This window comes from Taklimakanibacter albus, assembly GCF_016595235.1.
Lineage (GTDB): Bacteria > Pseudomonadota > Alphaproteobacteria > Rhizobiales > Aestuariivirgaceae > Taklimakanibacter > Taklimakanibacter albus.
Genome location: NZ_JAENHL010000008.1, coordinates 725,480 through 742,403 on the forward strand (window position 1 = coordinate 725,480; position 16,924 = coordinate 742,403).

General features: G+C 63.7%; 13 protein-coding genes. 7 read left to right on the top strand and 6 right to left on the bottom strand.

Annotation, left to right across the window (positions count from 1 at the left end; all coding sequences use genetic code 11):
- The first annotated feature begins 43 nt into the window (after nt 1-43).
- Genes JHL16_RS26315 through JHL16_RS26330 form a run of 4 tightly spaced genes read left to right on the top strand, consistent with a single transcriptional unit; the run spans nt 44 to nt 3,682 of the window.
- Entirely contained in the window at nt 44-946 is a 903-nt protein-coding gene (locus JHL16_RS26315; protein WP_200187863.1) for a MurR/RpiR family transcriptional regulator, read from the top strand.
- Nucleotides 943-1,581, top strand: a complete 639-nt coding sequence (locus JHL16_RS26320) for a cysteine hydrolase family protein (protein WP_200187864.1) — start codon at nt 943-945, stop codon at nt 1,579-1,581. The genes JHL16_RS26315 and JHL16_RS26320 overlap by 4 nt, the downstream gene beginning before the upstream one ends.
- Nucleotides 1,581-2,921 carry a type I glutamate--ammonia ligase gene (locus tag JHL16_RS26325; protein WP_200187865.1) on the top strand — a complete coding sequence of 447 codons (1,341 nt, stop codon included), beginning with the start codon at nt 1,581-1,583 and terminating at the stop codon, nt 2,919-2,921. Before JHL16_RS26320 ends, JHL16_RS26325 begins: the two co-directional genes overlap by 1 nt.
- On the top strand, nt 2,921-3,682 hold the full coding sequence (locus JHL16_RS26330) for an N-formylglutamate amidohydrolase (protein WP_200187866.1): 762 nt from the start codon (nt 2,921-2,923) through the stop codon (nt 3,680-3,682). The genes JHL16_RS26325 and JHL16_RS26330 overlap by 1 nt, the downstream gene beginning before the upstream one ends.
- Here the strand turns inward: JHL16_RS26330 and JHL16_RS26335 are convergent.
- The gene (locus tag JHL16_RS26335) at nt 3,649-6,654 is read right to left on the bottom strand and encodes an aminotransferase class III-fold pyridoxal phosphate-dependent enzyme (RefSeq protein ID WP_420884586.1); all 3,006 of its coding nucleotides are present in this window, start codon (nt 6,652-6,654) and stop codon (nt 3,649-3,651) included. The genes JHL16_RS26330 and JHL16_RS26335 overlap by 34 nt on opposite strands.
- Before the next feature lie 152 nt (nt 6,655-6,806).
- Between JHL16_RS26335 and JHL16_RS26340 the strand changes: the two genes are divergently transcribed.
- Nucleotides 6,807-7,226: an Lrp/AsnC family transcriptional regulator gene (locus JHL16_RS26340; RefSeq protein WP_200187868.1), complete on the top strand. Its 420-nt coding sequence runs from the start codon at nt 6,807-6,809 to the stop codon at nt 7,224-7,226.
- Between the two features lie 151 nt (nt 7,227-7,377).
- Here the strand turns inward: JHL16_RS26340 and JHL16_RS26345 are convergent, their stop codons facing one another.
- From JHL16_RS26345 to JHL16_RS26365, 5 genes are all read right to left on the bottom strand, one after another.
- Nucleotides 7,378-8,316, bottom strand: a complete 939-nt coding sequence (locus tag JHL16_RS26345; protein ID WP_210346094.1) for an ABC transporter permease — start codon at nt 8,314-8,316, stop codon at nt 7,378-7,380.
- Nucleotides 8,313-9,386: an ABC transporter permease gene (locus JHL16_RS26350; RefSeq protein WP_200187869.1), complete on the bottom strand. Its 1,074-nt coding sequence runs from the start codon at nt 9,384-9,386 to the stop codon at nt 8,313-8,315. Before JHL16_RS26350 ends, JHL16_RS26345 begins: the two co-directional genes overlap by 4 nt.
- Nucleotides 9,383-10,906, bottom strand: coding sequence for an ABC transporter ATP-binding protein (locus tag JHL16_RS26355; protein WP_200187870.1), 1,524 nt, complete (start codon nt 10,904-10,906; stop codon nt 9,383-9,385). Before JHL16_RS26355 ends, JHL16_RS26350 begins: the two co-directional genes overlap by 4 nt.
- A gap of 129 nt (nt 10,907-11,035) precedes the next feature.
- Nucleotides 11,036-12,049, bottom strand: a complete 1,014-nt coding sequence (locus JHL16_RS26360) for a BMP family lipoprotein (RefSeq protein ID WP_200187871.1) — start codon at nt 12,047-12,049, stop codon at nt 11,036-11,038.
- A gap of 175 nt (nt 12,050-12,224) precedes the next feature.
- On the bottom strand, nt 12,225-13,994 hold the full coding sequence (locus JHL16_RS26365) for an adenine deaminase (RefSeq protein ID WP_200187872.1): 1,770 nt from the start codon (nt 13,992-13,994) through the stop codon (nt 12,225-12,227).
- Nucleotides 13,995-14,106: 112 nt separating this feature from the next.
- On the opposite strand from JHL16_RS26365, the gene JHL16_RS26370 reads away from it, so the two are divergent.
- Nucleotides 14,107-15,063, top strand: coding sequence for a LysR family transcriptional regulator (locus JHL16_RS26370; RefSeq protein ID WP_200187873.1), 957 nt, complete (start codon nt 14,107-14,109; stop codon nt 15,061-15,063).
- A gap of 21 nt (nt 15,064-15,084) precedes the next feature.
- Nucleotides 15,085-16,872 carry an adenine deaminase gene (gene ade, locus JHL16_RS26375; protein ID WP_200187874.1) on the top strand — a complete coding sequence of 596 codons (1,788 nt, stop codon included), beginning with the start codon at nt 15,085-15,087 and terminating at the stop codon, nt 16,870-16,872.
- Nucleotides 16,873-16,924: the final 52 nt, after the last annotated feature.

Consider the following 16,924-nt stretch of genomic DNA (forward strand, 5'->3'; position numbering starts at 1 on the left):
CGTTCATTCTGTATTTTTTTCTTCAGAAGGCATGACAACCATCATGGCACTCAAAGACAAGCTTATCGACAGCGAGGCGGACTATACACCGGCGGAACGCAAGGTGATCCGTGTGCTGCTCGCCAATTACCCGGTGGCGGGACTCGCCACCGCGTCCAGGCTCGCCCAGCAGGCCGAGGTGAGCGACCCCACCGTCATAAGGCTCGCCACCAAGCTCGGTTTCTCCGGCTTCATCGAGATGCAGCAGGCGCTGCTCGCCGAGCTCGAGGCGCATATGAATTCCGCTCTCACCATGCTCGAGAGCCGCAAGCCCGCGGTGAGTGCCGAAGGCCTCTATCAGTCCTATGCAGAAGCGACGATCGCGACGCTCAAATCCAGCCAGTCCGATATCCTGCCCGCCGATTTCAACGAGGCGGCCGATCTCCTGATCAATACGAAGAAGCGCATCTATTGCATCGGCGGCCGCTTCACCGGCTTCCTCGCGGCGATCCTGCACCGGCATCTGGTGCAGCTCAGGCCGGGCGCCGTCTGGGTCAATGGCTCGCTCGCCGATCTCGCCGAGACCGTCACCGATATCGGCAAGCAGGATCTCGTCGTCGCCTTCGATCTGAGGCGTTATCAGCAGGACGTGGTGCAGTTCACCCGCCAGGCCTATGAGCGCGGCGCCCGCGTCATCCTGCTCACCGACAAGTGGAAGTCGCCGATCGCCTCCTTCGCCACGGTGACGCTCACCGGCCCGGTCGATACGATCTCGCCATTCGACACGATGGTGCCGACCATGGTGCAGCTCGAAGCGCTCGTCACCGCCTTCACCGGCAAGCTCGACAAGCAGGTCCGCCCGAGGCTCGAGGAGATCGAGCACTACCGGCGGCTCAACAATGTCGTGCTCGACATGCCGGCGCCCGCCAAATCCAAACCCAGCAAGAAGCAGAAAGCCAAATCATGAAGCCTGCCACCGTCACCCGCGATGCGCCCTACAAGCGCGAGGAAACCGCCCTTCTCTTCGTCGACCTGCAGACCATCTTCTGCACGCCGGGGCTCGATCCCCAGCATCCCGAGCTCAATGCGGAGCACTATTATTTCAAGCGGCTCAAGGCCACGACCGTTCCCAATGCGCAGAAGCTGCTGCATGCCGCGCGCGCGTCCGGCGTCCAGGTGCTGCACACGATCATCGAGGCGCTCACCAAGGACGGCCGCGACATCTCGCTCGACCATCGCCTCTCCAATCTCTTCGTGCCGAAGGGCCTGCCGGAAGGCCAGCCGATTAAGGAACTCACCCCCATCGACAATGAGATCGTGCTGCCGAAATCCTCCTCGGGCGTCTTCAACTCCACCAATATCGATTATGTGCTGAAGAATCTCGGCATCCGCTATCTCATCATCTCCGGCGTCGTCACCGACCAATGCGTCGACATGGCGGTGCGCGACGCGTCCGACCGCGGCTATCTGGTGAGCCTGCCCGAGGATGCCTGCGGCACCTATACGCAGGCCCGCCACGACAATGCGCTCAAGGCCTTCGGCGGCTATTGCTGGGTCACCGACACCGAAACCGTGCTCAAACGGCTGAAGGAGCTCGCCTAGTGGCCAAGTCTCCCTCCACCCCGGGCCTTACCGAGCTCACCACTTTCGTCACCACCGATTACGCCGCGATCACCCGTGGCCGCTCGCTGCCGCGGCGCGACTACGAGAAGGCCAAGGGTAACAAGACCTGCGGCTGGGTGCCGGCCAATATGTCGCTCACGCCCTTCGATCTCATCGCCGATCCCAATCCCTGGGGCTCGGCCGGCGATCTGCGCCTCCTGCCCGATCCCAAGGCACGCTACCGCACCCATCCGAAGGGCGCCGCGACGGCGCTCGATTTCGTGATGAGCGATATCGTCGAGCTCGATGGCGCACCCTGGCTGTGCTGCCCGCGCGCTTTCCTGAAAAAAGCGCTCGCCGATTTCGAGAAGGAGACAGGCTCCAGCGTGATCGCTTCCTTCGAGCAGGAATTCCAGATCCGCAATGCCGGCTGGTCGAGCGAGCCCGCCTTCGCGCTGTCGGCCCTACGCCATGCCGATCCCTTTGGCCCCGAGCTCGTGGGCGCCCTCGATGAAGCGGGCTGCGAACCGGAAAACTTCATCGCCGAATATGGCCGCGACCAGTTCGAGATCACCACCGCGCCGGCGCCTGGCCTCGTCGCCGCCGACCGTTGCGTCGCCATCCGCGAGATCACCCGCGAAGTGGCGCGGCTCAAGGGCTGGCGCGCCAGCTTCGCGCCCAAGACCGCGGTCTCAGGCGTCGGCAACGGTGTCCATGTACATCTGAGCTTCGTCAACAAGCAGGGCAAGCCCACCGCCTTCGACGCGAAACAGCCCGGCCGCGTGTCGGCGCTTGCCGGCGCTTTCGCCGCCGGCGTCGTCCGCCATCTGCCGGCGCTGGTGGCGCTCACCGCGCCGAGCCCGATCTCTTATCTGCGTCTCCAGCCGCATCATTGGAGCTCGGCCTATACCTGGTTCGGCGAACGCGACCGCGAGTCGTCGCTGCGCATCTGTCCGACGGTCAGTATCGGCGGCAAAGACCCGGCGCGGCAGTTCAATCTCGAATATCGCGCGGCGGATGCCACCGCCTGCCCGCATCTGGTGCTGGGCGCCGTCATCCGCGCCGGCATCGAAGGCATTCGCGCCAAGCTCAGCACCCCGCATATCTTCAGCGGCGATCCTGAGACATTGAGTGAGGCCGAGAAGAAGAAGCTCGGCATCCAGCGGCTGCCGCAGTCCTTGAGCGCGGCGCTCGACACGCTCAAGGCCGATGCAACCGTCTCCGGCTGGTTTGCACCGGTCGCCATGGAGACCTATCACGGCATGAAGCGCATGGAGATGAAGCTCATCGCCGGCGTCGAAGGCGATGCGCTCTGCCAGCGTTATTCGGAGATCTATTGATGCGGCATGAGATGGTCGACCCGCCGGCAGCCGAGACGGTCAATCCGGATGGCACATCGCCTTATGTGCTGCTGTGCGAACACGCTTCCAACCATATCCCGGCGCGCTATCAGAAGCTCGGCCTCGATGATGGCGAGCTCACCCGCCATATCGCCTGGGATATCGGCGTGGCGCCGATCGCGCGCGCGCTATCGGAGGCCCTCGATGCGCCTTTGATCCTGTCCGGCTATTCGCGCCTGCTGATCGACTGCAACCGGCCGGTCGGCGTGCCGACCTCGATCCCGGAGGTCAGCGAGACCACGCGCATTCCGGGCAATGAAGGCCTCGACGCCAACGAGCGCCAGCGGCGCGCCGATGATTTCTACTGGCCGTTCCAGCGGGCGGTTGCCGATCTCCTCGACCGGCGCCAGGCCGTCGGCAAACGCAGCATCGTCTTCGGCGTGCACAGCTTCACGCCGGTCTTCAAGGGCTTCCAGCGCCCCTGGCATGCCGGCATCCTGTTCCGCAAGTCGACGGCCTATGGCGAGGCGCTGGTCGCCGCGCTGCAGGAGCCGGGGCTCAATGTCGTCGCCAACGAGCCCTATCGCATCGATGACGACAGCGACCAGACCGTGCCGGTGCATGGCGAGGCGCGCGGCCTCGACGCGGTGCTGATCGAGATCCGCCAGGACCTCATCGGAGATCATGCCGGTCAGGCGCAGTGGGCGAAACGGCTGGCACCGGCGCTTCAGGCCTCGGCGGACGCTCTCGCAAAGGCCTGATCGAGCACATCGCACAAGAGATCGGCCTCGCGCCGCGTGAAGATCATCGCCGGGCGCATCTTGACGACATTGTCGTAAGGCCCGTCGGTGCCGATCAAGACGCCCTCCTCGCGCGCCAGATTGACGACGCGGTTGGCGAAATCGGTGGCATAGGCCTTGGTCGTCCGGTCGGTCACGAGATCGAGGCCTAGGAACAGGCCCATGCCGCGTACATCGCCGATCACCTCATAGCGCTTCTGCATGTCGCGGAAGCGCGCCATCAGATAGTCGCCGATCGCCTTGGCATTGTCGCGCAAGCGGTCGCGCTCGATGATCTCCAGCACCTTGAGGCCGATGGCGCAGGACACCGGATTGCCGCCGAAGGTGTTGAAATATTCCATGCCGTTGTTGAAGGCCTTGGCGATGTCGGGCGTGGTGACGAGAGCGGCGAGCGGATGGCCGTTGCCGATCGGCTTGCCCATGGTGACCACATCGGGGACGATCCCTTGAGTCTCGAAGGCCCACATATGGGTGCCGACACGGCCGAAACCGACCTGCACCTCATCGGCGACGCAGATGCCGCCGGCTTCGCGGATGATGCGATAGGCCTCTTCCAGATAATGCGGCGGAAAGAAAATCTGGCCGGCGCAGCTCGGGATGGATTCGGCGATGAAGGCGGCCGGCTTCCTGCCCGCCTTGCGGATCGCCTCGACCTGGCGGGCGACGCTTTCGGCAAAACGTTTGCCATGCTCCTCGATGGGCCAGTCGGCGGGGGCGCGATAGGTGTCCGGCAATTGCGCCTCCCAGACATGGGACGGGCGGCCCGCGCCGCCGGCGCGCTTGTATTTGTAAGGGCTGATATCAATCAGCTCGGCGACATGGCCGTGATAGGCCCAGTCGACGACCACCATGTCCTTCTCGCCCGTCTTGGCGCGCGCCATGCGCAGCATCAGGTCATTGGCCTCGCTGCCGGTGCAGACGAAGCTCGCCACTTTGAGATCGCCCGGCAGCGTGGCGCCGAGCTTCTCGGCATAGTCCACCATATTGTCATGCAGATAGCGCGTATTGGTGTTGAGACGTGAGCTTTCGCGCGCGATCACCTCGACGATTTCGGGGTGGGTGTGGCCCAGATGCGCGACATTGTTGAAGCAGTCGAGATAGGCGCGGCCGTCATCGGCGATGAGCCACACGCCCTCGCCGCGCACCATCTTCAAGGGCTTGCGGAAGGAGATGCTCAGATTCGGCAGCAGCGTCTTCCGGCGCAAGGCGACGATCTCGTCGCCCGGTCTGCCGTCGCGGTGGAAGGTTTCGGGCGTCAGGCCGGCAAAATCATAAGCCGGGGGATAGAGCTTCGCCCAGACGTCGAGATAGCTCTCCTCGCCGACCCCCGGAATGGGCCCGATATCGTCGGTGGAATAAGCGACGAGCTGCAGATGGAGATGCGGCAACCAGCCGCCATTGTCCTGCGAACTGCCGAGCGTGCCGATCTTCTCACCGGCGGAAAGCATCTGGCCGTTCTTGAGATGCTTTGCCGTCTCATGCGAGAGATGGCCCCACAGGCTCGAGAAGGTGACACCGGGCTCGGGCTCATGCTCGATCAAGACCACGCAGCCATAACCGAGCGGCTCCTTCTCGATCTCGACGGAGGCGACGCGGCCGGCAAGCGGCGTGAAGACCGGCGTGCCGGCATCGGCGAAGATATCGAGGCCCAGATGACGGGTGCGGCGCACCTTATCGATGAGCTTGGACTGGAACATCTCGCCCGCATAGACGGCGCGTTTCTCGCCCCAGGGACCGATGCCGAGCTCGGCATTTTCCGCTTTGCACAGCGTCTGCCAGGCCGTCTCGCAGGCGGCAACATCCATGGCGGCCGCCGCCTTGACGAGCGGATGCGACGCATCGCCGAAGGGCACTTGCAGGATGCAGTGATTGGAGAGCGGCCGGCCCCAGATCGGGCTCAGGCTCTTGCGGTTGCGGGTGAGCCATTCGGCAGCCTTCGCGGCGCCCGGCGCCACCTCGAAGCCGCAGGCCTGGCGCAGGATCGCCTTGGCGATGAAAGGATCGATGCGGCGCAAGCGGCGCAGCATGTCCCAGGCCGGCCGCTCGCTGATATTGAGATAGGGATTGTCGGCGATGCGCGGCGCGCGTTCGGCCGAGATGGTGACGCTGGTGACGAGCCGCATGGCGACGAGATCAAACAGGAGATCGACCTCGTCAGGCTGCAGCGGCATCTCGCGGTGATAGGCGGCGAGCATGAAAGAGAGCGCGCCCAACGGGTCCTCGGCATCGAGAACGGCGTAAGCCGCGGCCACCGCCATCTCGCAGATGAGGGCGGTGTGGAGCGCATCGCCGAAATCGATGAGGCCCGCAATGGCCTGGCCGTCGGCCGAGACCAGGACGTTCCAGTCATTGGCGTCATTGTGGATGACGGAGGCCCGGAGCTTCGCAAGGCGCGGCTCGATCTCGGTCTCGAAGCGGGTGATGAAATAATCGCAGATTTCGCGCGCTTCAGGCTCGTGGATGGCGGCGAGCCGCGCTCGCGAGCGGCCGGCCTTGCGCAGGTCCCAGTCAAGATCGCGATGGGCGCCGACATGGCCGAAGCTCTGCAACGCCCGATCGAGACGGCCGAGGAAACTGCCGAAGCTCGCCAGCAGCTCCGGCGTCTTCGCGGCTTCCGCAAAGGGCGCGCCTTCCAGATAATCGACGGCGCGGATGAGATGATGTCCGCCCTTGCCGTCCTCGATCACCGGCAAAGCCTCGCCCGATTTCGACAGGCGCACCAGCGGTACGGCGAGGTCGGGATCGGCCTCTTTGACATGGCGGATCATCGCCACCTGGAAACGGATGGCGTCCTCGGGCTCCGCCGCATTGACGATCTTCAGCACTGCCCCCTGTCCTTGCGGCCCGAAATGGAAATTCTGGTCGCGCTCGCTGGCGAGACGGCCTTTCAGGCCCTTCAGGCCGAAATGACGCTCGGCGATCTCGGCCGCCATGGCTTCGCTGATCTCGGGGCCGGGATGGTTGATGATCGACAAGGCACTCTCCAAGAGGGATGCGGGAAGCGCCAAGATGTGGCATTCCTGCCGTCAACTCAACCGCCACTTCGTTCCCCTGGCCCGCCCTTTTGACCGGTTCCGCCGCCATTATGACGCCCGACGACAAAGACCGCGAAATTCTGACCCTCCTGCGCGAGGATGCCCGCATCAGCGCCAAGGCGCTCGCCGCCAAGGTCGGGCTCGCCCGTTCGAGCCTGCGCGACCGCATCGCCAAGCTGGAAAAGGCCGGCATCATCCGCGGCTACCGGACCGACATCGCCGATCCGTCCTTGTCGGCGGTCGCCTGCCTCCTGGTGAAGCTGAAGACGACACCCTCGCCGCAAGTGGTGAAGCGGCTCGAACGCCTGCCCGAGGTCAAGCGCTGCCTGTCGCTCGCCGGCGAGATCGATCTGCTGATCGACATCGCGGCGGAATCGCTCGCCCGCCTCAACCAGATCCGCGACGAGATCTCCCATTTCCCGGAAGTGGCCGAGACTACCACCGCCGTGGTGCTGCGGCAGGAGATTTAACCCTCGCCCCTCGAAGAGGGGAGAGGGAGGGACCCATTGCGCAGCAATGGGAGGGTGAGGGGCCTCTGGGTGAGTTCTGCAAGAGGTTCCTCACCCTTCCCACCGCTGCGCGGCGGGCCCCTACCCTCTCCCCGCTGAAGCGGGGCGAGGGTTATCTCCGCCAGTACGGAATCCCCAGCATCGCAGGCGCGCCCGAATGCGAGCGGCGGATGGCGAGGGCCAGGATGGCGCAGACATAAGGCATGGCGAGCAGCAGCTGATAGGGAATGGCGACGCCAATGCCCTGGATCTGTAACTGCAGCGCGTCGAGGAACGAGAAGACCAGCGTCGCCAGGAGCACCGGCACCGGGCGCCACAGGCCGGCGATGACGATCACGATGGCGAGCCAGCCGCGGCCATTGGTCATTTCCGGCACGAAGCGCGCCGCCGAGCCCACTGTGAGAAATGCGCCGCCGAGGCCCGCCATCAGCCCGCCGAAGACCACCGCCGCATATTGGCGCGCCGCCACATTGAGGCCCTTGATGTCGAGCGCCTTGGGATTCTCGCCAACGCAGCGCAGTTCGAGGCCGTAGCGGGTGCGGAACAGGAAATACCAGGTGGCCGGCACCAAAAGGAAAGCCACATAGGTCAGGATCTTCTGGTCGAACAGGATAGGCCCGAGGAAGGGAATGTCGGACAGGAGCGGCAGCGGCACCGTGTCGAAGAATGGCGTGGTCGGCGTCTGGCCGGCATTGGCGAAAGCGGCGCGCAGCCAGAAGATCGACAGGCCAGACCCTAAGAGATTGAGCGCCAGGCCAGTGACGATCTGCTCCACTTTGAGCGTGATGACCATGAAGGCGAAGATCAGGCTCATCAGGCCGCCGGTGATCATCGCAATGACGACGCCGAGCCAGAGCGAGCCCGTATAATAAGCGCCGATATAAGCGGTGAAGGCGCCCATCAGCATGGTGCCCTCGAGGCCCATATTATAGACGCCGCTGCGCTCGGCGATCATCTCGCCCAAGGCCGCGAGCAAAATCGGCGTCGCGATACGCACCGTCGCCGCCAGCACGCTGATGATGATCGAGGTCTCGAGAAGATCGGCGATCATGGCTTGATCCGCTTCAGCTTGAATGAGGAGGCCGCCCAGCCGGCGAGATAGAACAGCAGCAGGATGGCCTCGATCGCATAGATGAGCGCCGAGGGCACGCCGGTCTTGATCTGCATGAAGGTGGCGCCATTGACCAGCGCGCCGAACAGGATGGCGGCGATGACGACGCCCCAGGGATTGAGCAGGCCCAATATCGCGACGATGATGCCGGTATAGCCGTAAGACGTGATGGCGCCGGCTTTCAGACGATAATGCACGCCATAGACCTCACTCATGCCGGCGAGGCCCGCCAGCGCGCCCGAGATCAGCATGACCATCAGGATCACCCGGCGCGAATTGGTGCCCTGCACTTCGAGCGCCCGCAGATTGGAGCCGGCGGCGCGGATCTCAAAACCGACCGGGCTCTTCCTGATCATGAGATAAACGAAGGCGGCGGCGATGAGCGCCAGAAGAAAGCCCAGATGCAGACGCGTCTTGTCGAAAAGGATCGGCAGGATGCTGCCGGGGTCGACCTTGGCGGTCTGCTCGAAGAACCCGCCGGCTTCGCTCCACGGGCCCTTCAGCAGCAGTAGCGAGAGCGCAAAGACGATGATGTAATTGAGCATCACCGTCGAGATCACCTCATCGACGCGGAAGCGCGTCTTGAGAATGGCGGCCAGCCCGGCATAAAGCCCGCCGCCGACCATTGCGCCGATGATGATGACCGGCAGCTGAATCCAGGCTGATGAGCCGGCGAGCGCGCTCTGGCACCAATAAGCGAACATCGCGCCGGCGAAGACCTGGCCTTCGGCGCCGATATTCCACAGCCTGGCGCGAAAGGCGATCGCGGTCGCAAGACCGGTGAAGATCAACGGCGTCGCCTTGACCAGCGTCTCGGTCGCGGCGCGCCAGGTGCCGAAGGCGCCCTGCGCCAGGGACTGGAAGGCGGCGAAGGGGCTGACACCGACGGCAAGGAACAGAAGCGCGCACAGAACGAGCGAGGCGGCGAGTGCGACGCCGACGGCGAGCGTGCGGCCCCTGGCCGTCGTCTCGCTGCGCGGCTCGATGCGATAGCCCAGGCGTTCGATCATGCCGCCGCCCCATGGGCGTGGCCCGCCATCAAGGGGCCGATCCTGGCGATGTCGGCTTCATGACGTGGGAAGATCCCGAGAATCTCGCCGCGGAACATCACCGCGATACGATCGCTCAAGGCGAAGATGTCCTCGAGCTCCTCGCTGACCAGCAGGATGGCGCAGCCCTCCTCGCGCTTGCGCAGCAATTCGCCATGGACGAATTCGATGACGCCAATATCGACGCCGCGTGTCGGCTGGTTGCACAGAAGCAGATGGCGCGCTTTGGCGAATTCGCGCGCCAGGATGACCTTCTGCGCGTTGCCGCCGGAAAGCCTGCCGCATAACATGTCGGGACCGCTCGCCATGACCGAATAGGACGCGATCGCCTGTTCGGCGCTCCGGCGCGTCGCCGTCTCATCGAGGAACGGCCCTGAGCGCCAGCGCTCGTCCCAGTGCTGGCCGAGGATGAGATTCTCGGCAATGCTGAAATCGGACACGAGACCGTCGCGGAAACGGTCGCTTGGCACATAACCGACACCGCGGCGCGCAATGTCATGGACGGAGAGCGCGCCGATATCCTCGCCGCGGAGGTGTATGCTGCCGCTGTCGGGCCTGACCAGCCCCGCCACCGCCTCCAGCAATTCGTCCTGGCCGTTGCCGGCGACGCCGGCGATGCCGATGATCTCGCCCGCCGCAAGGTCGAGCGTGACATTCTTGAGATGGGTCCGCCCGCCTTTGGCGAGTGAGACGCCCGTGAAGCTCAGCGCCGTCTCGCCAGCGCCAGGCTTGCTGCGCGCATGCACCTGGGCGACGGGCCGGCCGACCATCATCATGGTGAGATCGTCGCGTGTGACATCCTTCGTCGTCACCGTTCCGACGAGCCTGCCCTTGCGCAGCACGCTGACCCGGTCGGAGCGCATCACCTCGTTCATCTTATGCGAGATGAGGATGACGGCGATGCCGGAAGCTTTGAGCTGCTGAATGATGGCGAAGAGCCGCTCGGATTCCTGCGGGGTGAGCACCGCGGTCGGCTCATCGAGGATCAGAAGCCTGGCGCCGAGATAAAGCGCCTTGACGATCTCGACCCATTGCTTCTCGCCCACCGACAGATCGGCGACGAGGCGGTCGGGCGCAATTTCGAGACCGAACTGCCGGCTGAGATCGAGGATACGGCCGCGGGCGGCGGTCATGTCGAGGCGGAGGCCCGAGCCGGTGCCGACCACGATATTCTCGAGCACGGTAAAGCTCGGCACCAGCACGAAATGCTGATGCACCATGCCGATGCCGGACGCGATCGCCTTGGCCGGGCTCGTCAGCTCCGCCGTCACGCCATCGATCTCGATCTCCCCCGCCTCGGGCTGGAGCAGACCGTAGAGGCAGGCCGAGAAAGTGGATTTGCCAGCGCCGTTCTCGCCCAGCAGGCAATGCAGCTCGCCCGGCGCAATAGTAAGCGAGACATCGTCATTGGCGATGAGCGCGCCGAACCGCTTGGTGAGATGGCGGACGGCGAGACGGGGAGTGGCGGAGGTAGTGGTCATATGCTTCTCCCCTCGCCCGATTTCCAACTCGTCATGGCCAGGCCCCGACCCGGCCATCCAGCCGCGCTGCTATGCGGATGGACTGGGTGGCCGCCTCAAGGGCGGCCATGACGAGTGGAGGAGTACCAATCAATCCGACTTCACTTCGTTCAGATTGAGCGCGACGGTCTTGGCGCCGCTCTTGATGGCGGCGATCGTGTCGTCGACCAGCTTCTGGATGTCGGCCGGAATCTTGCTGGCCCAGGCCTTGTTCAGCGCGATGTCACCGGAGCCGTCCTTCCAGGAGAACCATTTCGGCTCCTTCGGCGCGTCGAACTTGCCGCCTTCGGCCTTCACCTTCCACCATTCGTCGACGATCCAGTTGATATGCGGATCCCATTTCACGATGGCCGAGGCGACGATCGACTTCGGCGCGAAGGACGACATGTCGACATAATTGCCGAAGCAGCCGATTTCCTTCTGCTCGCAGACCTCGAAAGCGCCCGACATCTGATAGATCATGTCGGCGCCGGCGGCGATCTGCGCCGAGGTGGCCTCGTTGGACTTGGCCGGGTCGTACCAGGACTGGATATAGGTGATCTTCTGCTTCACCGCCGGATTGGCTTCCTTGGCGCCGGCGAAGAAGGCGTTGATCTGGTCGTTGGTGTCCTCGGCCGGGAAGGTCGAGACGGTGCCGACGACATTCGACTTTGTCAGCTTGCCGGCGAGCTGGCCCATCACGAAGGCCGGCTCATGGGCATGGACGAAGACCCAATAGGCATTGCCGCCCATGCCGCGATTGCCGGAGCCCGACATCACGAACATGATATTGGGGAATTCGTCTTTCAGCTTCTCGATGGCGTCGGCATAGGCCGTGTCGCCGAAGAGGATGTCGTATTCGCCGGTCTCGGCATAGGTGCGGAAGACCTGCTCGGCATTGTCATAGACATTTTCGGTGTAGTTCACCTCGATCTCGAGGCCATGCGGCTTGGCGGCGATGATGCGGTCCATCGAGGAGACGAAGGAGGTCTCCCAGGGCGCTTCCTTGCCGGCCGACAGAATGCCGGCGATCTTGAGCTTGGTCGGGTTCTCGGCCAGGACGGCCGAGGTCATCACGCCGAAAGCGAGCACTAAGCCCGCCAGCGCAGCCCATAGTCTCTTCATCTGTTTTGTCCTCCCTTGTTGTCTAGCCAATCAAACACCCTCATGCTGAGGTGCGAGCGTAGCGAGCCTCGAAGCATGATCCAGGTACAAAGAGCTTGCCGCTTGCCACCCTTCGAGGCCCGCCTTCGGCGGGCACCTCAGGGTGAGGGTTACGCATTAGTTGCCTCATCGCTTTCTAGAACGGCGCCAGAACCGGATCGACCACCTTCAGGTCGATACAGTCGATGGCGCCCAGATCGGTGATCGCATAGTCCGGAATGGCGGTGATCTGCAGCACGAACATATACATGAACGGCCACGGCAATTTGCAGCCGAGAGCCCGCGCCGCGTCATCGAGAGCTTCCTCGCGCGCGGCCATTTCCTCAGGCTCCAGATCGGAGACGATGCCGCCGATCGGCAAAGGCAAGAAGGCCGTGACCTTGCCGTCCTTCACGACCGCCTGGCCGCCATTATGGGCGATGATGTGGTTGATGGCGACCGCCATGTCTTCCTTGTTGGTTCCGACGCAGACGATATTATTGTCGTCGGGCGCCGTCGAGGTGGCAAGTGCTCCCGTTTCGAGACCGAAACCGGAGACGAAGGCTACGGGACGGTTATGGGTGCGGCCATAACGCTCGACCACCGTCACATACTGCACGTCCAGCGCCGGATCGGCGAGGATGACGCCATCCTTGGCCTTCAGCGTCACGTCGCGGCGCTTGCGCACGAAGATCTGGTCGGGCGACACCGCCATGGCGAGGACCTTGGCCTTCTCGCCCGTCCCCTTGCCGCGTATCACGAGCTCTTCCGGCTTCACCGGATCGACCTTGAAAGTACGCATCAGCGTGTCGCTGCGCTTCGGGGGCTCGAGCTTGGCGACCATGCGGCCCTCTTCGGCGACGAGCTTGCCCTTGGCGACCACCTTGGCGACGCGGAAATCCTTGATATCCTTGACGAAGAGAATGTCGGCGCTGCGCCCCGGGGCGATCAGGCCGACCTTGTGATCGATACGCAGTGCCTCGGCGCCGTTGATGGTCGCCATCTGGATGGCGGTCAAAGGCGGAATGCCCATGGCGATCGCCATGCGCACCATATTGTCGAGATGGCCGCGCTTCAGGATGTCGCTCGCCACCACATCGTCGGTGCAGAAGGAGATGCGGCGCGTCGCGGTGATGCCGAGCTCAGTGACCAGGCGCAGATTCTCGGTGAGGAAATGCGAGATCGAGGATTCGCGGATGACGACATGCATGCCGTTGCGCAATTTCTCCAGCATCTCGTCATGGGTGTAGCTTTCGTGGTCGGCCCTCACCCCGCTCTGCATGTAGGAATTGAGCTTCTGGCCCCGCGCCATGGGCGCGCAGCCGAGCACCGGCAGGCGGCTCTTCTCGGCGATCTCCAAGGCCTTCAGGACCTTTTCGTCCATTTCCTGGATGAATTCGCGCACCGTCTCCCAGATGCCGACGCATTCGGGCCAGCTATGGGTGGCGAGATGATCCTCCGGCCCGAAATAATGCCCGACATTGGACACGGGCAGCGTATAGGGCGTCTTGCATGGCGCACCCCAGAAAACTTTCAGCGGGCTCAGCGCCGCCTCGTCGAGGAACTCGCGCGCCCCGGCGACACCCGCCGAGACGAGGATCTGGTCGAGGCCTGAGACGATCGAGGTCGTGCCCAGCGGCACCACCGCTTTGGCGAAGCTAGTGATCGACATCTTCGAGCATTCGACATGGAGATGCCCGTCGATCATGCCGGGGCAGAGATGGAAACCCGTGGCGTCGATGATCTTCGTATCCTTGCCCTCATAGATCTTCACATCGCCCACAGCGACGATGCGGTCATGATAGATCGCGATATCGGCCGGATAGATCTCGTCGGACGCCACATTGACCAGCTGGCCACCCTTGATGATCAAGGTGGCCTTCAGCTCGGCGCGGCCGGCACGGATAAAATCGCGAATATCGGGCAAAATGCTCTCCTTCTCCCTTGTTGAGGGCGACTTTCCCGTATTATGCTCGTCCATGCAATTGGCGAAATACACCTAATATTTGGACAATTCGTCCAATTTTTTGGACAATCAGATGGATCTGGAGGCCATAGACTATTTCATCAAGGTCGCCGACGCGCGGTCTTTGTCGAATGCCGCCAAATTGCACCGGTTGCCCAAATCGACGCTGAGCCACAAGATCCGCCAGCTCGAGGACCGGCTCGGCATCGCGCTGTTCGTGCGCGAGGGACGCGACATGTTCCTGACCGATGCCGGGGCCGAGTTCCTCGACCATGCCTATCGCATCCAGGCGAGCTGCGACGGGGCGGAAGCCGCCATCGCCGCCATGCGCCAGGAGATCGCCGGCACGCTCACCATCGGCTCGACCGGTGAGTTCGGTACCTCCTTCACCTCGGAGCTTCTGTTCGCCTTCCGCCAGCGCTTTCCGCAAGTGAAGATCGACGTGATCTTCCTGTCCTCCGGCTATCTCTTCGCGCCCGAGCGCCAGCAGGCCTTCGACGGCATCTTCTATTGGGGCGAGCCTTCCAATGTCGATTACATCGCCAAGCGGCTGACCGGCGCCTCCTTCGGCCTTTATGCGAGCCCCGATTACATCGAGAAACACGGCCGGCCCCAGAGCCCGGCCGAACTGCACGACCATCGCGGCATCGCCTTCCGCATTCCGACGGGCCTGCAATCCTGGCACCTGAAGAACGGCGAAGAAACGATCGACGTCCTGCCGCCGGCAAGTTGTGTCGCCAATGACTACTGGATGATCAAATATTTTGCCGTGGCCGGCGAAGGCCTGGCTTACCTGCCCGATTTCTTCACCGAGATCGAATGCGCCACCGGCCATCTGGAGCCGGTGATGCCGCACTGGCGGTCGCCGGAAGTTTCCGTCAACCTGCTCTATCCGCGACGGCGTTACGTGTCGCGTAAATTTGCCGCCTTCCAGTCCTTCTGCATCGACTTCTACAAGCAGCGGGCCGAGCATTATGTCCCGCGCTACTGCGTCGAGGTGGTGAGCACGCCACCGCGCCGCGCACAATGATATAAGAGGAGCACGCTTTTGATGCCCAAGACCTGGTTCGACACCGCCCCCAAGCTCATCGACGTCGCCATGGGTAGAAGCCCGGCCGACACGGTCATCCGCAAGGGCCGCTGGGTGAATGTGCATTCGGGCGAGATCATCCCCGACACCGACATCGCCATCGTCGAAGGGCGCTTCGCCTATGTGGGGCCTGACGCCTCGCATGCGATCGGCCCTGAGACCAAGCTCATCGAAGCCAACGGCCGCTATCTCGTGCCCGGCCTCTGCGACGGCCACATGCATGTCGAAAGCGGCATGGTGACGGTCACCGAATTCGCCCGCGCGGTGATCCCGCATGGCACGACGACGATGTTCATCGATCCGCATGAGATTGCCAATGTGCTGGGTCTGCCGGGCGTCAAGCTGATGCATGACGAGGCAGCGGGCTTGCCCATCAACGTGCTCGTCCAGATGCCGAGCTGCGTGCCGAGCGCGCCCGGCCTCGAAAATGCCGGTGCCTCCCTGGGCGTCGCCGAAGTGCGGGAAGCAATGGCCTGGCCCAACATCATCGGCCTCGGCGAGATGATGAATTTTCCGGGCGTCACCTTCAAGGACGAGAAGATGCTGGGGGAGATCGCCGCGACCCAGGCCGCGCATAAGACGGTGGGTGGCCACTATGCCTCGCCCGATCTCGGCCTCCCCTTCCATGGTTATGTGGCGGGCGGTCCCGCCGATGATCATGAAGGCACCCGCGTCGAGGACGCGATCGCCCGGGTGCGGCAAGGCATGCGCGCCATGCTCAGGCTGGGCTCCGCTTGGTACGACGTCGCCGCGCAGATCAAGGCGGTGACCGAGCGCGGCATCGATCCGCGCAATTTCATCCTGTGCACCGATGACAGCCACTCCGGCACGCTCGTCCAGGACGGCCATATGAACCGCGTGGTCCGCCACGCCATCGCACAAGGCTTGAAGCCCATCACCGCCATCCAGATGGCGACGCTCAACACGGCGCAGCATTTCGGCCTGGAGCGTGAACTGGGTTCGATCACGCCCGGACGGCGCGCCGATCTCATCCTCACTTCCGATCTCACCACGCTTCCCATCGAAATGGTCATCGCCCATGGCAAGGTCTTGGCCGAGAACGGCAGGCTCACCGCCGACATTCCGGCCCATGCCTATCCGGCTTCGGCGCGCGACACGGTGAAGATGGGCCGCAAGCTCATCGGCAAAGATTTCGACATCGAAGCGCCCAAAGGCGCCAATCAGGTGAAAGCCCGCGTCATCGGGGTCATCGAGAACCAGGCGCCGACCAAGGCGCTGGAGCGCTCACTCACGGTGACTCAGGGCCTGGTCGAGATGGACCGCGCCCAGGATGTCTGCCAGATCGCGCTGGTCGAGCGCCATCGCGCCACCGGCCAGGTGACCAACGGCTTCGTGTCGGGCTTCGGCTATGATACGGACTGCGCCGTCGCCAGCACCGTCGCGCATGACAGCCACCACATGATCGTCGTCGGCACCAACAAGGACGACATGGCGATCGCCGCCAACAAGCTCGGCGAAGTGGGCGGCGGCATCGTGGTGGTGAGCAAAGGCAAGGTGCTGGCGCTGGTCGAGCTGCCGATCGCCGGCCTCATGTCGGACGAGCGTGCCGAGGTCGTCGCCGAGAAGGCCGGCCGGATGGTCGAGGCGATGCGGCACTGCGGCTGCAGCCTCAACAATGCATATATGCAGCATTCGCTGCTGGCGCTGGTGGTCATCCCGGAGCTGCGCATCTCCGACATCGGTCTCATCGACGTGACGCGGTTTGCAAAGACGGAGCTGTTTGCCTGACAGCCGGGCGCCCTCGCCCCGCTTTAGCAGGGAGAGGGAGGGGACCCATTGC

Coding starts and splice junctions, on each gene's coding strand:
- JHL16_RS26320 (WP_200187864.1), top strand. CDS start 943: ATGAAGCCTGCCACCGTCACCCGCGATGCGCCCTACAAGCGCGAGGAA.
- JHL16_RS26335 (WP_420884586.1), bottom strand. CDS start 6,654: ATGGCGGCCGAGATCGCCGAGCGTCATTTCGGCCTGAAGGGCCTGAAA.
- JHL16_RS26350 (WP_200187869.1), bottom strand. CDS start 9,386: ATGATCGAACGCCTGGGCTATCGCATCGAGCCGCGCAGCGAGACGACG.
- JHL16_RS26315 (WP_200187863.1), top strand. CDS start 44: ATGGCACTCAAAGACAAGCTTATCGACAGCGAGGCGGACTATACACCG.
- ade (WP_200187874.1), top strand. CDS start 15,085: ATGCCCAAGACCTGGTTCGACACCGCCCCCAAGCTCATCGACGTCGCC.
- JHL16_RS26360 (WP_200187871.1), bottom strand. CDS start 12,049: ATGAAGAGACTATGGGCTGCGCTGGCGGGCTTAGTGCTCGCTTTCGGC.
- JHL16_RS26370 (WP_200187873.1), top strand. CDS start 14,107: ATGGATCTGGAGGCCATAGACTATTTCATCAAGGTCGCCGACGCGCGG.
- JHL16_RS26340 (WP_200187868.1), top strand. CDS start 6,807: ATGACGCCCGACGACAAAGACCGCGAAATTCTGACCCTCCTGCGCGAG.
- JHL16_RS26330 (WP_200187866.1), top strand. CDS start 2,921: ATGCGGCATGAGATGGTCGACCCGCCGGCAGCCGAGACGGTCAATCCG.
- JHL16_RS26345 (WP_210346094.1), bottom strand. CDS start 8,316: ATGATCGCCGATCTTCTCGAGACCTCGATCATCATCAGCGTGCTGGCG.
- JHL16_RS26355 (WP_200187870.1), bottom strand. CDS start 10,906: ATGACCACTACCTCCGCCACTCCCCGTCTCGCCGTCCGCCATCTCACC.